At 55.6% G+C, this 17,111-nt stretch carries 12 protein-coding genes and 5 pseudogenes; 6 read left to right on the top strand and 11 right to left on the bottom strand.

What is annotated here, in order from left to right; all coding sequences use genetic code 11:
- Window positions 1–32 precede the first annotated feature (32 nt).
- Window positions 33–835, top strand: a pseudogene (locus ACZ1HV_RS08435) (Stf0 family sulfotransferase).
- Here the strand turns inward: ACZ1HV_RS08435 and ACZ1HV_RS08430 are convergent.
- Window positions 832–1,440 carry a CDP-alcohol phosphatidyltransferase family protein gene (locus tag ACZ1HV_RS08430; RefSeq protein WP_298813502.1) on the bottom strand — a complete coding sequence of 203 codons (609 nt, stop codon included), beginning with the start codon at window positions 1,438–1,440 and terminating at the stop codon, window positions 832–834. The pseudogene ACZ1HV_RS08435 and the gene ACZ1HV_RS08430 sit on opposite strands and share 4 nt — an antisense overlap.
- A gap of 148 nt (window positions 1,441–1,588) precedes the next feature.
- Here ACZ1HV_RS08430 and apaG point away from each other — a divergent pair, with 148 nt between their 5' ends.
- On the top strand, window positions 1,589–1,990 hold the full coding sequence (apaG, locus tag ACZ1HV_RS08425; protein WP_298813500.1) for a Co2+/Mg2+ efflux protein ApaG: 402 nt from the start codon (window positions 1,589–1,591) through the stop codon (window positions 1,988–1,990).
- Between the two features lie 41 nt (window positions 1,991–2,031).
- Here apaG and ACZ1HV_RS08420 read toward each other — a convergent pair whose 3' ends face one another.
- Window positions 2,032–3,108 carry an alpha/beta hydrolase family protein gene (locus tag ACZ1HV_RS08420; protein WP_472717817.1) on the bottom strand — a complete coding sequence of 359 codons (1,077 nt, stop codon included), beginning with the start codon at window positions 3,106–3,108 and terminating at the stop codon, window positions 2,032–2,034.
- A gap of 18 nt (window positions 3,109–3,126) precedes the next feature.
- Complete coding sequence (locus ACZ1HV_RS08415; RefSeq protein WP_298983777.1) at window positions 3,127–3,498, bottom strand: tellurite resistance TerB family protein; 372 nt, start codon at window positions 3,496–3,498, stop codon at window positions 3,127–3,129.
- Window positions 3,499–3,755: 257 nt separating this feature from the next.
- Here ACZ1HV_RS08415 and ACZ1HV_RS08410 point away from each other — a divergent pair.
- Window positions 3,756–5,413: pseudogene (locus ACZ1HV_RS08410) on the top strand (lysine--tRNA ligase).
- Window positions 5,414–5,470: 57 nt separating this feature from the next.
- On the opposite strand, the gene ACZ1HV_RS08405 reads toward ACZ1HV_RS08410, so the two are convergent.
- Window positions 5,471–6,370, bottom strand: coding sequence for a thermonuclease family protein (locus ACZ1HV_RS08405; protein WP_472717816.1), 900 nt, complete (start codon window positions 6,368–6,370; stop codon window positions 5,471–5,473).
- A 297-nt stretch (window positions 6,371–6,667) separates the two neighbouring features.
- Here ACZ1HV_RS08405 and ACZ1HV_RS08400 point away from each other — a divergent pair, with 297 nt between their 5' ends.
- On the top strand, window positions 6,668–7,012 hold the full coding sequence (locus ACZ1HV_RS08400) for a DUF952 domain-containing protein (RefSeq protein ID WP_298959193.1): 345 nt from the start codon (window positions 6,668–6,670) through the stop codon (window positions 7,010–7,012).
- The gene (locus ACZ1HV_RS08395; protein ID WP_298813491.1) at window positions 7,009–8,103 is read left to right on the top strand and encodes a quinone-dependent dihydroorotate dehydrogenase; all 1,095 of its coding nucleotides are present in this window, start codon (window positions 7,009–7,011) and stop codon (window positions 8,101–8,103) included. Before ACZ1HV_RS08400 ends, ACZ1HV_RS08395 begins: the two co-directional genes overlap by 4 nt.
- A gap of 2 nt (window positions 8,104–8,105) precedes the next feature.
- Here ACZ1HV_RS08395 and ACZ1HV_RS08390 read toward each other — a convergent pair.
- A pseudogene (locus ACZ1HV_RS08390) lies at window positions 8,106–9,457 on the bottom strand (MATE family efflux transporter).
- Window positions 9,458–9,612: 155 nt separating this feature from the next.
- Here ACZ1HV_RS08390 and ACZ1HV_RS08385 point away from each other — a divergent pair.
- Entirely contained in the window at window positions 9,613–10,581 is a 969-nt protein-coding gene (locus ACZ1HV_RS08385) for a histone deacetylase family protein (protein ID WP_472717815.1), read from the top strand.
- Here the strand turns inward: ACZ1HV_RS08385 and ACZ1HV_RS08380 are convergent.
- The 6 genes and pseudogenes from ACZ1HV_RS08380 to ACZ1HV_RS08355 form a co-directional block, all read right to left on the bottom strand.
- Window positions 10,508–10,786, bottom strand: a complete 279-nt coding sequence (locus ACZ1HV_RS08380) for a DUF6460 domain-containing protein (protein ID WP_152502913.1) — start codon at window positions 10,784–10,786, stop codon at window positions 10,508–10,510. The two genes, ACZ1HV_RS08385 and ACZ1HV_RS08380, sit on opposite strands and share 74 nt — an antisense overlap.
- 498 nt (window positions 10,787–11,284) lie before the next feature.
- Complete coding sequence (locus ACZ1HV_RS08375; protein WP_298813481.1) at window positions 11,285–12,421, bottom strand: AraC family transcriptional regulator; 1,137 nt, start codon at window positions 12,419–12,421, stop codon at window positions 11,285–11,287.
- A gap of 155 nt (window positions 12,422–12,576) precedes the next feature.
- A pseudogene (locus ACZ1HV_RS08370) lies at window positions 12,577–14,786 on the bottom strand (FAD-dependent oxidoreductase).
- A 19-nt stretch (window positions 14,787–14,805) separates the two neighbouring features.
- Window positions 14,806–15,186, bottom strand: a complete 381-nt coding sequence (locus tag ACZ1HV_RS08365; protein ID WP_298813477.1) for a cupin domain-containing protein — start codon at window positions 15,184–15,186, stop codon at window positions 14,806–14,808.
- Between the two features lie 3 nt (window positions 15,187–15,189).
- Window positions 15,190–16,397, bottom strand: a pseudogene (locus tag ACZ1HV_RS08360) (acetyl-CoA C-acetyltransferase).
- Between the two features lie 27 nt (window positions 16,398–16,424).
- A complete protein-coding gene (locus ACZ1HV_RS08355) occupies window positions 16,425–17,063 on the bottom strand; it encodes a glutathione S-transferase family protein (protein WP_472717814.1) in 639 nt (212 codons plus the stop codon).
- Window positions 17,064–17,111: the final 48 nt, after the last annotated feature.

Raw genomic sequence — 17,111 nt, 5'->3', positions numbered from 1 at the left:
CATCGAATACCTGAGGGCAGGAAGTGGCTCAGATGACGGTTCAGTCCAAATTCGGTTACCAGGCCTATATCATTTGTACCTCACCCCGCAGCGGCAGCACCTTGTTGTGTAAATTGCTGGCGGCAACAGGCGTCGCCGGAAAGCCGGAATCCTATTTCCACGTGCCGACACTTGCGGCTTGGCAGAAATCCCTGAACCTTCAGTCCCGTGACTACAAAAAGAAGTTTCGGCTCTCAAGGCAGTCTTTTCCGCCTCCCGTTCCAAGGGTATGGGAGGAAGCAGTCTTTTCGGCCTGCGATTGCAGCGGAAAAGCGCAAGCTTTTTCTTTGACCGGCTCGAATTTACGCACCCGGACGCTTCGAGCGATCTGGCGCGCTTCGAAGCGGAATTTGGAAAAACATGCATCATCCATTTGACGCGGCAGGACAAGCTTTCCCAGGCGATCTCATTGATCAAGGCCACGCAAACCGGCCTTTGGCACAAAGCTCCCGATGGAACAGAGCTGGAAAGAACATCCGAACCGAAAGAACCGGACTACGACAGGGAGCTGATCCGCCAGACGGTTGAGGAAGTCACACTATATGAAGACGAGTGGAGCAATTGGTTTTCCCGGGAAGGGCTGGATCCCTACCGGATAACCTATGACGGATTGGCCAATGATCCGGAGACTGTCCTTGTCGATCTCATTTCGCATCTCGGTTTTGATGGCGCGGTTGCAAAGGGGATTCCGCTGCCTGTTGCCAAACTTGCGGACAAGGTGAGCGAGGAGTGGAAGACACGATATCTCCTGGACGAAGGTCTCAAAGGTAAAAAGCCAAATGAAATGAAACCCTAGTCTCTCAAGGCGGCGACGCCAATCAGGACACGGGCAGCGGCTGAGACGAAACACACAAAAGCAAATCCCCAGGCCAAAACGGGGAACCAGGCGGGAAGAAGAGCCATCAACAGGAACAGGGCTATGGTTTCTGCCCCTTCAGCCAGGCCGCCGAGATAATAGAGAGACTTGGAACCGCGCGCGTCCGTCGTCAGCTGTTTGCGTTCCGCCATGATGGCGAATGCCAGAAAGGCTGAGCCGTTGGCGTAGAAGCTGCAGAGAAGGGCTGCCGCAGGGAGGGCGTTGTTGGCAGGATCCAGCACAGCGAAGGCGAGCGGAATAGCGCCATAGAAGAAAAAATCGAGCGTGATATCGAGGTATCCGCCAAGATCGGTCTTGCCGGATGCGCGTGCAATCGCGCCATCAAGGCCATCAGCCAGCCTGTTCAGTCCAATCAGAAAGAAACCGGCAAGCGTTGCGCCGCAAGCAATTGCCACGGCTGCGACAAGACCCAAGGCGAAGCCGAAGAGGGTCACCGCGTTTGCACTGATGCCGGCAGCCGCCAACGCCTGACCCATTCGGTTCAGGGGCGGATCGATCAGAGGACGAATTCGGGCATCGAACATGTTGATGGTCACATAATTGAAAAATTCAGCGGTCTACATGCAAAATCCACTCGGAAATCACAAGTCAGTCCCTTTCACGCTTACGTCATACGCCTTATAAGCCCGTTTTGAATGAACGGGTCCTAACCCGGAAGCAAAAGGATTAAACGTGTCGGGCAGTTACAGCGCCACAACCGAAGGAATCGAAGTCTCCGTCGAACCTTTTTATCTGGACGATGAATCGCGCCCGGAAGAAAGTGAATTCATCTGGGCCTATATGGTCGAGATCCACAATGGCGGCAGCGAACCGGTTCAACTGAAATCCCGCTACTGGCAGATCACTGACGGTCTTGGGCGTCAGGAAGAAGTGAATGGTCCAGGGGTCGTCGGAGAACAGCCGGTTATCGAACCCGGGGAAACCTACGAGTATTCTTCACACTGCCCGCTGGCGACAGACAGCGGTATCATGGCTGGTGCCTATGAGATGGAACGGCCTGACGGAACGCTCTTCAACGTGACGATACCTGCGTTTTCATTGGATCTTCCCGACAGCATTCGGAGCTTGAACTGACGCGGCCTTTCGGCGCTTGAAACCCCAATTCAACCGAACTGTCAGTTTCCGGTTCGTGAGGGCGCGTGCTGCCTCGTCCATGTCGTCAGCAAATCCAGCGCTTCGGGCGCATAGGCGTATCGTCCCAACGCGAGAAATGCTGCCTGAGACCACCATGGCATCTGGCTTTCAAGCTGGTAGTTGAACAGTTCCGCGCGCAAAAGACTATGCGTACCACCTTTGATTACGCTGCTTCGATTTGCAGCGTGCCCGGATTTCAAGAGAAACCGATAGCGGCTGGAATTGTAGTCAGGGTCCACATTCAGATCTTCGCCACCGTGCAAAGTCAGTACCGGAATTGTGATCTTGGTCAGATGACCGGATGAGTCTGCCAACATATTTTTCCGAACGAACTGGAAGCGGCTTGAGCTCATTGGATCTGGCCCGGCAATTTCAAGGTAGTCCTGATAGTCGAAGTCTTTGTCAGCCATTTGGTTATTGGCGGCGGCACTCTTCGACAGCGCGGTTTCTATCTCGCCCTGGGTGGCACCGTCGTTTTCAAGACGGCGACGCTGATAATATTGGCCTTGCCGAAGCCAGTTGACGGCACCGCCAATGATGATTGCGAAATCTGCGCTGGTTTTGCCTGCGGCGAGGTCCGCAACCACCCAGCCGCCCTGAGAGAGGCCAAGAACGCCCTTGCGAACCTCTGAGAGGTCCTCTTCCGCCGCCAAAGCAATCAGTGCCGCCTCCGCAAGGCGCGCGCGCTCGGCGAGCGAATACTGCAGCCAGTCGCCCTCGCTTTTACCTATCCCTGGTTTGTCCCAGCAAAAGACTGCGATACCACCATCAAGGAGTGCGTTGATGAGCGGCAGATAACCGCCATTGGCAAACCTGTCTGCCGGTCCGTCGCCGTGGATCAGCAGTACAAGCGAAGTCGGGTGTTCAACCGGCAAGATCAACGACCCGGAAATCTGGTGCCGTTCGTCCTGAAAACTGAGCTCGCGTGTTTCAAACTTTGAAAGCTCAAAGTCTTCAAGGCCGGAAAGAAAGACCAAGAGTGCAGCTAAAATGATCGCCGCAAGACCGGCAAAGATAGTCGGGAAGATCCAGTTGCGCCTTGGCCTCGGCTTCTTCAACGCACCTGTCCGCCCTGCTTAGACCGAGCGATGGCGCGCAATTGCTCCGCGTTCGATCGCTGCCACGGTTAGCTTGTCGAGACTGAAGCGGTCACGAAGCAGCTGGAGAATGCGCAGCTCTTCCTGTTCAACGTGAAGATCGGCCGCTGCAACTTCGACAGCAAGTGCGTACGCCGTATCGTAAAGCTTGGCCGGAAGCACGTCGCCGACCAGTTCCAGCACCAGTTTGAGACCATCGTCTTCCTGCAGAATGTCGCCGCAGCGCTGCGCAGCCGGGATGATCCGCGCGCTGTCGTACCCTTGGAAAACCGGGAGCATCTTGACCACATCGCCAATCGTCGCCAGTTCCATATCGGTCATTTCGTTGTCCGACGCCGAAACGATGACCATCACATAGATGAGGGCTTCCTGTACGCTGATCGGCTCATTCTTAGTCACTATGCATTCTCCAGTGGCGCCGGTTATTTTCAATTCGAAGGCCCGGTGTATAGGCTTGGCGTGAAAGCTTCAAGTCATGGACTTGCGACATGTGATTGCACATGAATGCTGCTTGATCTAGTGTCGCGCCGCAGCATTTGGCCTGAAGTCTCAAAAAGCATTCCGTTATGCTGCGCAATTCATCCAAACAAACAGAACGAATTCAAAAAATGACCGACCAATCCCTGCCTCCGCTTGACCTTTCGCAAGACTTTGTCGAGGCGGCCCGGAAATCGAAAGCCTGGCCGTTCGAAGAAGCGCGAAAACTGGTCAAACGTATCGAGAAGCGGGATCCGGAAAAGCCGGTTCTGTTTGAAACCGGTTACGGTCCGTCCGGTCTGCCTCATATAGGAACCTTCGGCGAAGTGTTGCGCACAACCATGGTGCGCACAGCTTTCCGTTTGCTCACCGAAGACAGGATACCGACGCGTCTTCTTTGCTTCTCCGATGATATGGACGGCATGCGCAAGATCCCGGAAAATGTTCCGGATCGGGCGGCACTTGAGCCGTATCTGCAAATGCCGCTGAGCACCGTTCCCAATCCGTTCGGCGGGGACTTCGACAGCTTCGCTGCTCATAACAACGCGATGTTGCGCCGGTTCCTCGATACATTCGGTTTCGACTACGAATTCGCGAGCGCGACGGAGTATTACAAGTCCGGAAAGTTCGACGAAGTCTTGATCCTGGCAACTGAAAAATATCAGAAGATCATGGACGTGATGTTGCCGACGCTGGGGGAAGAGCGACAGGCAACCTATTCGCCGTTCCTGCCGATCTCGCCAAGTTCAGGGCGCGTGCTTTATGTGCCGATGAAAGAGGTGAATGCAAAAGACGGCACCATTACGTTCCAGGATGAAACCGGTGACGACATCACCTTGCCGGTGACCGGGGGACAGGTGAAACTTCAGTGGAAGCCGGACTTTGGTATGCGCTGGGCTGCGCTCGATGTCGATTTTGAAATGTTCGGCAAGGACCACATGACCAATGCGCCGATCTACGACAAGATTTGCAACATTCTGGGCGGAAAGGCTCCGGAACACTATGTCTATGAGCTGTTCCTGGACGAAAAGGGAGAAAAAATCTCCAAGTCCAAGGGCAATGGTCTGTCCATTGACGAATGGCTGACTTATGCAGCGCCTGAAAGCCTTGCGTTGTATAATTATCAGAAGCCCAAAACGGCAAAGAAGCTCTATTTCGACGTCATTCCGAAAGCTGTCGACGAATACTATACGTTTGCTCAGAAATACGAGCAGATGCCGGTGGAGCAAAAGCTGCAGAACCCGGCCTGGCACATCCACTCCGGTAACATTCCGAAGATCGATTTGCCGGTGCCTTTTGCCATGTTGCTCAATCTGGTGTCGGCCTCCAATGCGGAGAACAAAGACGTCCTGTGGGCCTTTATTTCGCGGTATGCGCCGGGCGTCACACCCGCGACGCATCCGGACCTGGATGCGCTTGTCGGCTATGCGATCCGTTACTTTGAGGACTTCGTTCGACCGACCAAGTCTTTCAAGGCACCCGATGAAACTGAACAGGTGGCGCTTCGCCAGCTGGACGAAAAACTGGCCGCCTTGCCACAAGACGCCGACGGTGCAGCCATCCAGGATGCAGTGCTCGATGTTGCGCGCGCAATTGAGCGATACCAGGATCCGAAGAAAAAGGCCCTGACGGTGGTCCCGGCGTTTCGGTTGCTTGGTTCTCCGCGCTTTACCAGCTTTTGCTCGGCCAGGAAAAGGGCCCGCGTTTCGGCTCATTCGTCGCTCTTTACGGGATCGCCGAGACCCGGGAAATGATCCGCAAGGCACTCGCGGGCGAACTCTCGGCCTAAACAGGAAAGGCGGCGCAACTGCCGCCTTTCAAAGCCTTAAGTGAATGGTCATCGGGCTTATTGCTGGGGAGCAATGGCGGGGTCGCCTAGGCCGAAGAGAGAGGTGTCGTCTTCCGGTGCTTCAGGGTCGGCTCTGAGGCTCCATTCGACGATTTCAGGCTCGATGACCTCGAGGCCGGGCAATGCCGCAGTCGGGTCATTTTCCCATTGTGTTGCCGGCAGGTCTTTCAGCCATTCTGCCTGCCATTTGCCGATCTTTCTTTCCTTGGCCTTGAGAGCCAGCTCCTGCAGATTGTCTGGCGCATTCTCAAGCGGGTCCGCCCATCCATAGCGGACCAACCGGGTGCTGAGATCTATCTTGCCCCTGCTGCAGGTTGCCAGGATTTGCCGGGATCCGAGGTCTTCGATCTTTTCGCAGCTGACCTTGAATTGACGGATCAAACCGCGCAGGAAAGTTCTGGCACGGGCTCCGCAAGGCCAGGTGCCGCCAAGGCGGGAGACACAGGTCTCTTCCGGCTCTAGCGGAATAATGTGAGCCAGCTTGACCGTAATTTGGTTCGCACGCAGCCGGCCACCATCAAGAACCTGCACCCTGACAAGTTCCAGGGGGCCATCCGGGATCGGCTCAACCGGTGGATCCTTGAGTTCCAGATAGCGTTTGGAAGGCGAAATGCGTTTCAAGCCGCCGCTCACTTTTGGCGCGCTGACGCCGTCGGGTGAGACATCCCGGATGTTTCCTGGAAGAGGAGCAGGTGCTGCCGGGGCAGGCGTAGATGTTTGCGCACCAGGTGTGTTGTTTTGGTCGTCTGCCACCAATGCCTTTGCCAGCTGACCATCATGGCCACCGGATTGCCGATCGGCGGACAGGTCGGGCGGATCAGCCAACAACAGCAACGCAAGCAGACCGCCGGCGGCAGTCAGCACGAGAGCAGGTACCAAGACTGGCCTGAGTTTCATTCCGTTGTTACTCGCTTTACTGGCACGGTGAATGATACCGGCAAATGCTATGAATGCCGAGTGCGCAAATTAAAACAGAGGCCTTCAGAGCGGTCAGGTTCGAATTTCGCATTTTGCGGTGTTGCGGCTTCTCTCATGGCTCAAGTGTCAGCGTTTATCCTTAAAAAAGTGACGCGGTGCGAACAAGGAACCGTTCATCCGCTTGTTCGACAGAATTCACTTGAGTAGTGTCCTGCCGGCGGAACTAACGGCAGGATTGGAATAACCCGCACTGCTGTCGCGCGAAAAGGCACACGGATGACGCTGATTTTCAAGATCGTTCCTCAATCTCTTTGGCAAACCGCGATCCAGGAGGGATGCTTTAAGGGTGCCCCTGTGGATCTTTCAGACGGTTTCATCCACTTTTCTACTGCAGATCAGGCGCGCGAAACGGCGCAAAAGCATTTTGTGGGTCAGGAGAACCTGCTTCTGGCAGCTTTTGATGCCGGCGTCCTTGGAGATCAGCTGAAGTGGGAACCTTCGCGCGGTGGCGCTTTGTTTCCGCACCTTTATGCAGACCTGGACCCTGCGACTGCGGTTTGGGTCAAGGAACTGCCTCTCGGCAAGGATGGTGACCATGTCTTTCCGGAGATGGACGAATGAGTTTGCCTTGGCTGGACAAAGCAGCACTTAAGGTCCTTCACGCTCTGGATGCAGAGACAGCGCACCGGATGACGATACTTGCGCTGAAGTCAGGCGTTCTGCCCGGTCAAAGACTTCGTTCCGATCCGCGCCTTGCGGTGAAACTGTGGGACTTGACCTTCCCTAACCCGCTCGGCATGGCAGCAGGTTTCGACAAGAATGGTGAGGTGCCGGATGCGCTCCTGAAGCTTGGGTTCGGTCATGCCGAAGTCGGGTCCGTAACTCCAAGGCCCCAGCCTGGTAATTCGCGTCCGCGCGTCTTTCGATTGCCTGCCGATCAGGGTGTTATCAATCGCTACGGATTTAACAATGAGGGCCACGAGGCTCTGCGCAAACGCCTTGATGCCAGAGGGAACCTTACCGGTATTGTCGGTATCAATGTTGGGGCGAACAAGGATGCTGAGGACCGGATCGCCGATTATGTCAGCGGCATTTATGCCTTTGCCGACATTGCGACTTATTTCACCGTCAACATTTCATCGCCGAATACGCCCGGCCTTCGCGACCTGCAGGCGCGTTCGGTCCTGGCAGAGCTCCTGACCGGTGTGATTTCTGCGCGTGACGAGTGCACGCAGAAAATTGGCCGTCACGTGCCCGTGCTTCTCAAGATTGCACCCGATGTTGCTGATGAAGATCTCTCCGACATTGTCGAGGAAGTACTGTCGAAAGGCGTTGATGGGCTGATCGTTTCAAACACAACAATAAGCCGCGATGGCCTGAGCGGATTTGGGCCTGCAGAGGAAGCCGGAGGTCTCTCAGGCCGTCCACTCTTCCGTAAATCGACGATCATGCTTGCAAGAGCGCGCAAACTCGCCGGACCAGAGCTGCCAATCATCGGCGTGGGCGGAATTGACAGTGCTGAAACCGCGTGGACCAAGATCACTGCAGGAGCTGACCTCTTGCAGTTCTATTCCTCGCTTGTTTTCAAGGGACCTGCATTGGTTGGCGACATTCTGGACGGGCTATCAGACAAGCTCGAAGAGCAGGGTCTTTCCTCCTTGCGGGAGGCAAGAGATGCCAACATGGAAGCATGGGCAAGCGAAGAAGCGTGACATCAGCCTTCATTGAAGGTTTCAGCCGCGCGTCTTTGGCAGACGGCAAGCAGCGTGAAGCCACGTACGCTGAAGAAAAGCAAAAGGGCCAGCCATAGGCCGTGGTTGCCCAGATACGGGAACAAGGCGTAATAGGCAGTAAGATAGAGCCCCAGCGACAGCAACATCATGTTGCGCATGGTGGCGGACCAGGTCGCACCAATAAAAACTCCGTCCATCTGAAATGCCAGCACGCCGAAAAGGGGGTGATCACCGCCCATACCAGGAAGGTTGCGGCCGTCTGCCTGACCTCGGGCGATGTGGTCATGAAATCGATCATGAGGGGACCGATTGTCCAAAAGAGCAGCGCAAGAAGCCCAGCCAGTGCATAGCTCCAGAGCGCCGTCAGTTTCAGTGTCCGGTCGAAGGCAGGTCTGTATTTCGCACCAACGGCGCGCCCGGCCAGTTGTTCCGCAGCTGTTGCCAGGCCATCCAGAAAAAACGCGGCGACCATGACGAACTTTTCTAGCAACGCATTGGCAGCCAGTACAATGTCGCCCTGATCGGCCGAACGCGCCATGAAAAAGGCAAACGCATAAAGCAGCGTGAATGAGCGGATCATGATATCGCGGTTGATAGCCATCATGTGCGAGAGCAGGCGGCGATCGAAAACGATGGCAGCACCCGGCCAGCTTCCGTTCCTTGTTGCCGCAAGAATCAGAACAAGTCCAAAAATCGTTGCCGATATTTCGCTCAATACGGTGGCAAACGCCACGCCCTCCACACTCCATCCGAGCCCGACCACGAACCACAGGCTGAGAATGATGTTGAGACCGTTCAGAACCAGTTGCAGCAGCAGTCCGGTTCCGGCGCGACCAAGTCCGATGAACCAGCCCAACATCGCATAATTGGCCAGAAGAAAAGGCGCACTGTAGACACGTACGTCGAAATAGCGTCTGGTCGCAGATTGCACATCCGGGCTGCCGCCCATGAACCAGAGCCCGAATTCTTTAAGGGGCAGTTGGGCGATGATCACCGCCAGGCCACTCAGAAGAGCAATGACAATGGCCCTGAGCAACGTAGCCCGGACTTCTCGCTCGTTCCCGGCGCCAAATGCCTGTGCCGTCAGGCCGGTCGTGCCGGAGCGCAGGAAATTGAAAGTCGTGAAGACCAGGTCGAAAATGATCCCCCCAATCGCAATGCCGCCCAGAAGCGCCGCGTCACCGAGGCGCCCGATAACCGCCATATCCACCAGCCCCAGGAGCGGCGTCGACAAATAAGCAAGTGTCATCGGCACAGCGATCGCCAGCACCGATCGATGCGTTACAGAAAATGCAAATTTGGGCGGCTCGGGCGCGGCACTTGGATGTGACATGGAGATCTCTGATTGGACTGACGCCTTCTTTGTCCCGCTTGACCGGTTTCGTCAATCCACGAGCCTGCATACCCGTTATTCCAGGGCGTTGTAATGAATGAGAACCCTTTCACGCAGGGGTGTAACGCCTGAACGTCTGGCCTATATTGCGACCCATGCCGCTGCCGATTGTTCATCATCCTGCCTATTGCGCTGATCTGCCTGCAAATCATCGTTTCCCGATGGACAAGTTTCGGGCCGTGGCCGACTTGATCCGGCACGAAGGATTATTGGAGCAGGGTGACTTCTACCGGCCACGGCCGGCTCCGTTCGAGTGGGTCGCTCTCGCTCACGATCCAGCTTATGTGGATCAGGTCTTCAATGGAAAGGTGCCGGACAGGATTGCACGGGAAATAGGGTTCCCGATGCGGGAAGACATTGCGCTGCGCGCGCGCTGTGCAACAGGGGGAACCGTACTGACATGTCATCTGGCTCTCGAACATGGTATCGCGTGCAATACCGCCGGAGGCAGCCACCATGCACGCCGCGCGCACGGTGCCGGTTTTTGTGTTTTCAATGATGTGGCCGTTGCACTCAAGGTGATGCAGGCCGATGGCGCTATCGGTAAGGCATTGATCGTTGATCTGGACGTTCATCAGGGCGACGGAACCGCGGACATCTTTCAAGGTGATCCGGATATTTTTACCTTCTCCATGCATTCCGAGAAAAACTACCCTGTTCGAAAGGTGCCTTCTCATCTCGATATCGCACTGGCCGATCTGACCCATGACGACGCCTATCTGATGAGGCTCGCCGAACTGTTGCCCGATTTGTTGGAGCGCGAGGCCTGGGATCTGGTTGTCTACAACGCAGGTGTCGACCCTTATGAACATGATCGTCTGGGCCGGCTCGCACTGACAAGGGGAGGATTGAGACGGCGTGACAGATTGGTGATTGAAAGCACACGCTCTTTCGGAATCCCGATCGCAGGTGTGCTCGGCGGCGGTTATTCAACAGACATCGATGAACTTGCGGATAGGCATGTCACCCTGCATCGCACCGCGAGCGCGGTTAGTTCCTTGTCCGGCCCATTGAAAGAAGGCGGGATACCAACCAGATCGGAACGACCACAATTGCGCCGATGACAAGGTAATTTCCCAGCCTGCCAATCGCGTTGAATCCCATATCCCACAGACGCTCAAAAAAGTTGAGAACCATGTAGACCAGGTCGATCGGGTCCAGGTTGAGTGCGGACAAGACGATCCCAACCACGAAGGAAAGGAAGACAAGCCGCAACAGCACCTGAGCGGGAGAGCCTCCGAGAAAACGGCTCAAGCCGGTGTCTGACATGCGATTCTCCTGATCCTGCGTTAACTTCTGAATTGTTCCGAAAGTTAGGAACAATCGTTTCGGATTACAATGGCAGGGCATCGGATGGGGTCAAAACCCCGAATAATTGTATGTGGTGGCGTAAATGGTAAAATCCTTTACGCGTCAGGCCAATTACTTACTTGGCATAATGGGTAATGATGATTCTAGGTTGGATAAATCGGTAGCAGAGCGAAATCCCACAATCGCGGCACGCTGACCAACCTCTACCTGTGGTGAAAGATATTCGCCGGCCCGGCGCGGAAAAACGGGTTTGGCAAACAAAACGATCACACTGCGGGATGGGCCGAAAAAATATCGAAGGCGGATCGGTCTCTATGCACGTCGTAGTCCGAAACCGTTTTTGGAGACAGGTAGCTAAGCGGGAGTTTTTGGTACCTGGCGGCAAAAAGAATGTTCTTAGGCACGGTGGCTCACTTGCCCGAAAGTACCACCGTGCCACAATTCTTCCATTTCTTATCAGTCAGCTGTAATCGCTTCCCGCAGGCGTGGCTGGGATGCGGACGCACCTTTGTTTTTCAGCGCGGGCCGTGAGAATTGTTTGACGCGCTCGTCAGAAGCAGGATCTCCACTGATCGAAAGCGGCTTCTCCGGAGCTTCCCGAACCTTGCGGGGAGATACTCCGAACCACGCCTTCACGGCACGGGAGAACGTGCTGAGTTCTGAAAAGCCCAACAGGTAGGCAATTTCCTTCATGGGCAGATCCGTGCTGCGGAGGTATCTTTCTGCTGCCGATCTGCGGATTTCCTCGCTAAGCTTGCGAAAACTCGTGCCTTCCTTTTCCAGAAGGCGCTGCACGGCACGTTGCGACATGCCGAGTTTTGCCGCCACATGCGGCAAGGTGCAGGAGCCGTCGGCCAGGTTGGATGCGACTTCATTCGCAATTCTGGACAGCGGCGCTTCCAGCTCACCGAAACGGTCCAGTTCGCCCAAGGCCGATTTCAAGATGATATCGTAAAGATGCGCATCGTTGCGGCGAAGCGGGCGTGATAACAGAGCCTTTGGCAGAGCGATCCTGTTATGGGGCGAATTGAATCGGATACGCCCCTGGTACTTTTTCTGAAAAGCGGATCTGTTTTTGGGTTCCGAAGTCGCCAATTCGATCATGATCGGTGGCGTTTTCATATCGAGAGCATGTTCCAGCTGCTGCGTCGCCCAACCCATCCGCGCGAACATGTTCTGCCGCCATTCACCGCGTCCTTCCAGGATTGGCCACTGAACGTAGCCGCCGGTCTCATCTTCTTCAAAGGTCATCCGGTATGCATTGGTGCGGATCGAAATAAACTTCACCCAGGCCTGACATGCATCACGCAGAGTAGGCGCACAGGCAAAGAGATAGTCGAAAATGGAAAAACAGCCGATGTCGACATTGTTGAACAGGTCGAACATGACGGCATCGTTGCCAAGTTTTTCGGCAATATATTCAAAGACCCCGTGCCACGCGGTTATAGGAACCACGCCTTGAGGGTCTTCCAGGCTCGCAAGGTCAAAGTTGTAACGTTGCGCCAGATAGGGCCAGTCCAAATCTTCGTTTGAACAAATATCACGCAGTACGCGGAAAACGTCCGCGCGCGCCCATTCGCCATCAAGCGACATTCCCAACTCCAGCCGACGTGCACAGCTCTTTTACGAAATGTGCATGACAAGTCGTGAAGGATCAAGTTTTGACGTGATTTGCTAACATATATCACGTGCGATTTAGGTAAAAATGACAATACCGCCTCAGAAAAGAGGCGGTATCTGCGTGAAGTTTAAGCGGCGTCCTTGTCCATTTGAGGCGCTTTCGGCGGAATCTCCCGTAAAAGCTTTGGTTGTCCTTGGCCATGTCGCGGAGCAATTTGTTGGGTTTGAAACGCGGGCCCCATTTGCGGGTGAATTTTTTGCAAAGCTCCACGAATGCGGGCGTGCCCATCATGTCGATATAAGACAGGGTGCCGCCGGAATAGGGTGCGAACCCGAAGCCGAGGATCGAGCCGACGTCAGCTTCGCGTACATCGGTCAGGCATTTTTCCTCGAATATCCGTGCAGTTTCCAGAGCCTGCATCACCAAGAGGCGCTGCTTCAGTTCTTCAATGTTGAAGCTTTCAGCCGGCTTCGGCTGGCCGATAACCTCCGGAATGCCTGGCCACAGGCTCTTCTCCTTGCCTTTGTAATCATAGAAGCCCTTGGCGTTCTTGCGTCCGAAGCGTTCGCGCTTGACCACCATTTCTTCCAGAATGTTGTCCAGAGGTCCTTCGACGTATTTGACGCCAAGGTCCTTGCGTGTCGCCGAAACGATCTTCCAGGCGAGATCCAGTGCGACCTCGTCGCCAAGCGAGAGCGGGCCAACAGGCATGCCGGCCATCTTGCCCGCATTTTCGATCATCGCCGCCGGAACACCGTCGGCAAGCATCATCAGGCCTTCGCGGATATAGGTCATGACAACGCGGGAGGTATAGAAACCACGGCTGTCATTGACCACAATGGGTGTCTTCTTGATTGCCTTGATGTAATCGAGCGCCAGTGCGAGGGCCCGGTCCGATGTGCGTTTTCCAAGGATCACTTCAACCAGCATCATCTTGTCGACGGGAGAGAAGAAATGGATGCCGATGAAGTTTTTCGGTCGCTTGGAGGCCTGGGCGAGAGACGTGATCGGCAGTGTTGACGTATTGGATGCAAAAATTGCGCGAGATTTCATGACCGCTTCGGCCTTTTCCGTCACGGTCTTTTTAATATCCCGGTCCTCGAACACCGCTTCAATGACGAGGTCGCAGTCGGCGAGGGTGTCGTAGTCGGTGGTCGCTGCGATCTTGGCCAGCAGCTTTTCTTTTTGGTCTTCACTGGCCCGGCCACGCTTGATCGCCTTGCTCATAAGCTGTTCGGTATGGGCCTTGCCCTTGTCCGCGGCTTCCTGATCCCGATCGATCAACACGACATCAATTCCGGCCTTAGCCGATACATAAGCGATGCCGGCGCCCATGAACCCGGCTCCAAGAATACCGACCTTCTTGATCTTGTTCGGGCGCTGGTCCAGCGGGCGGCGTGCCAGCTTGTTGAGTTCCTGCATCGACACGAAGAGCGACCGTGTCATGTTGGCGGCTTCAGGCGTTTGCAGCACCTTGGCGAAATACCGGCTTTCCACCTGCAATGCGAGGTCCATCGGCAGCTGAAGTCCTTCAACGACGGAGTGCAGCAGATAGCGCGCGCCGGGATAATTGTCGTGGGTCTCGCGCCGGTAAATTGCATTGGCCGCAGGCCAGAACTGAAAACCTGCAGGCGAATAGATCTTGCCGTTGGGCAGCTTGTAGCCCTTCTTGTCCCAATCCTTGACCGGATCAATTCCTGCTTTCAGCATCTTCTTGGCAGCGGCGACCAGTTTCCTGGTGCCGGTCACCTCATCGACCAGTTTCATTTGCTTGGCCTGTGGAGCGCGCAATGTTCGTCCCTGCAACAGGAATTGCATGCCTTGTTGGCCATCTGTCATCCGCATGACGCGCTGCGTGCCGCCGGCGCCAGGAAACAAGCCGACCTTTATTTCCGGCAAACCCATTTTCAGGCTCTCATCGACGACCCTTGCGTGACAAGCAAGGGCAAGCTCCGTTCCACCACCCATGCAGGTGCCGGCAACAGCGGCCACGAACGGCTTGCCGCAGGTCTCCAGTTTCCGATAGGCGAGAGACAGTTTGCGTGAGCCTTCAAACAAGGCCCTGGCTGCCGCTTCCGGATCGCTTCCGCGTTTGATGTGGAAATCCCTCAAAAGGCCCTCCAGCATCGTCAGATCCGCACCTCCCGAAAAGGCCGTCTTGCCGGATGCGATGACCGCTCCCTTGATGGCGTCGGTACCGGCAACTTCGTCGATCAGGGCATCCAGCTCGTCCATGACCGATAGATCAATGACGTTCATCGATTTTTCCGGCATGTCCCAGGTGATCAGCGCAAAGCCGTCGGTATCGGTCTCAATGGTGAAATTCTTGTAGTTCATCTGACAATCCTCCTCGGTCTCAAGCGCCGTTGGTCAAGTGGGCGCGCTGTTGCGCTGCCGACTTCGTGCCTTCCACGACCACGTCGCCCGTGTGTTTGGTTTCTGCAGGTTCAAAAAGCATCACCCAGCATTCGTTCTCAGCCAGCGGGTTGTGTTCAACGCCTTTGGGAACCACATGCAGGTCACCGGCGGACAACACTGCATCTTCGCGATCGCGGTACTGAATGGTCAGACTGCCCTTGACGATGAAAAACAGTTCGTCTTCGTCGGCATGATCGTGCCAGACGAACTCACCTTTCAACTTGGCGAGCTTGACGCTCTGATTGTTGACATCGGCAACAACCCGCGGCGACCAGTAATCGGTAATCCGGCCGAATTCCCTGTCGAGATTGCTGATCATCGCTCAGACCCGCTCGATGATGGTAGCCGTGCCCATACCCGCGCCGATGCAAAGCGTAACAAGGGCCGTGTTGAGGTCTCTGCGTTCCAGTTCATCAAGTACGGTTCCAAGGATCATGGCCCCGGTTGCGCCAAGAGGGTGTCCCATGGCGATGGCACCGCCATTGACGTTGACGACGTCTGGATCGAGATCGAATGCCTGCTGATACCGCAGGACAACGGAAGCAAATGCCTCGTTGATCTCAACAAGGTCGATGTCCTTCATATCCATCTTGGCGTTTTTCAGAAGTTTTTCGGTAACATCCACCGGCCCGGTCAGCATCAAGGCAGGCTCGGAACCGATATTGGCGAATGCCTTGATGCGGGCACGCGGTTTAAGTCCGGAGGAGCGGCCCGCCGTGCTGGATCCGATCAGGATAGCGGCAGCGCCGTCGACAATGCCGGACGAGTTGCCGGCGTGGTGCACATGTTTGACGTTTTCGATTTCCGGATGCGCCTGGATGCCGACCGCATCAAAACCACCCATTGCGCCCATCAGTTCGAAGGATGCATTGAGCGCAGCGAGCGACTGCATATCCGTTTCTGGCCGCATGTGCTCGTCCCGATCGAGAATGGTGATGCCATTGATGTCTTTTACCGGTACTACCGATTTGGAGAAGCGTCCTTCGTCCCAGGATCTCCCGGCACGCTTCTGGCTTTCCACGGCATAGGCATCGCAATCGTCACGAGAAAAGCCATATTTGGTGGCGATCAAATCGGCAGAAACACCTTGCGGCATGAAATAGGAGGGAATGGCGACTTGCGGTTCGATCGGCCATGCGCCTCCAGACGCGCCTATGCCAACGCGGCTCATGCTCTCCACGCCGCCGGCGACCACCAGTTTGTGTTGACCAGCCATGACCTGGGCGGACGCCATGTTGACTGCGTCCAGCCCGGAGGCACAAAAGCGGTTGATCTGCATACCAGGAACCGACGTCGCATAACCGGCGGCGAAGACGGCGGCACGGGCGACGTCGCCGCCCGCTTCTCCGACCGGGTCTACGCAGCCGAGCACGACATCATCGACTTTGGACGTGTCCAATGAATTGCGATCGCGAATGGCTTCCAAAGCCGTTGCTGCAAGACGCACGGATGGTACTTCGTGCAAAGCGCCGTCCTTTTTCCGCGGCCGCGCGGCGTACGCACGTGGTCGAAAATATAGGCTTCGGGCATCAGTTCCTCCTCAAGATCAGACGATCCTCACTTGGCGTCCGGCAGGGGATGGCCGGGCATGAGGTCATAGGGATGTTTCCAACCGGGCAGGGCCTTAATCCGGTCCAGCCAGGCGATGACGTGGGGGTAGGGTGCGAAATCAATGCCGGTCTCGTCCCTGACGTAAAGATATCCGCAGAGAGAGAAGTCGGCTGTCGTTGGCTTCGACCCGATAGCGAAAGCGTTGTGTTCGAAGTGCTTGTTCATGATGGCAAGAGCAGACTTTACCCGTCCGTCTAGCCAGCCGGTAACTTCGGTTTCGCCGGTTTTGATCAACGCGCGCAGGAAACGCAGCGGTCCGATCATGCCGGAAACCTTCTGGTTGTCGAAAATGGTCCAGCGCAGAACTTCGCGGCGTTCTTCTGCCGAGTCGCCGCCGAATTTTCCGAACTTTTCGGTCAGGTAATCCAGAATGACGCCGGATTGGGTCAGTACATTCGATCCGTCGACGAGAACCGGAACTTCACCCATTTCATTCAATGTGGTGCGAAACTCTTCCGTACGGGTCTCTCCATTAAAGAAGTCCACCCACTTGGGTTCCCAGTCGGCACCGCACAATTCCAGCATCAGGGCCACTTTGTAAGAGTGACCCGATTGTGCCATGCAGTGAAGAACGAATTCAGCCATAACTTGATTATCTCCCTGGCAAATCAGTTGAGGGGCGAGACTAGCGCG

It is taken from the genome of Roseibium sp. JB4-4 (assembly GCF_055693425.1).
This window is presented reverse-complemented; position numbering and strand designations above follow the sequence as displayed.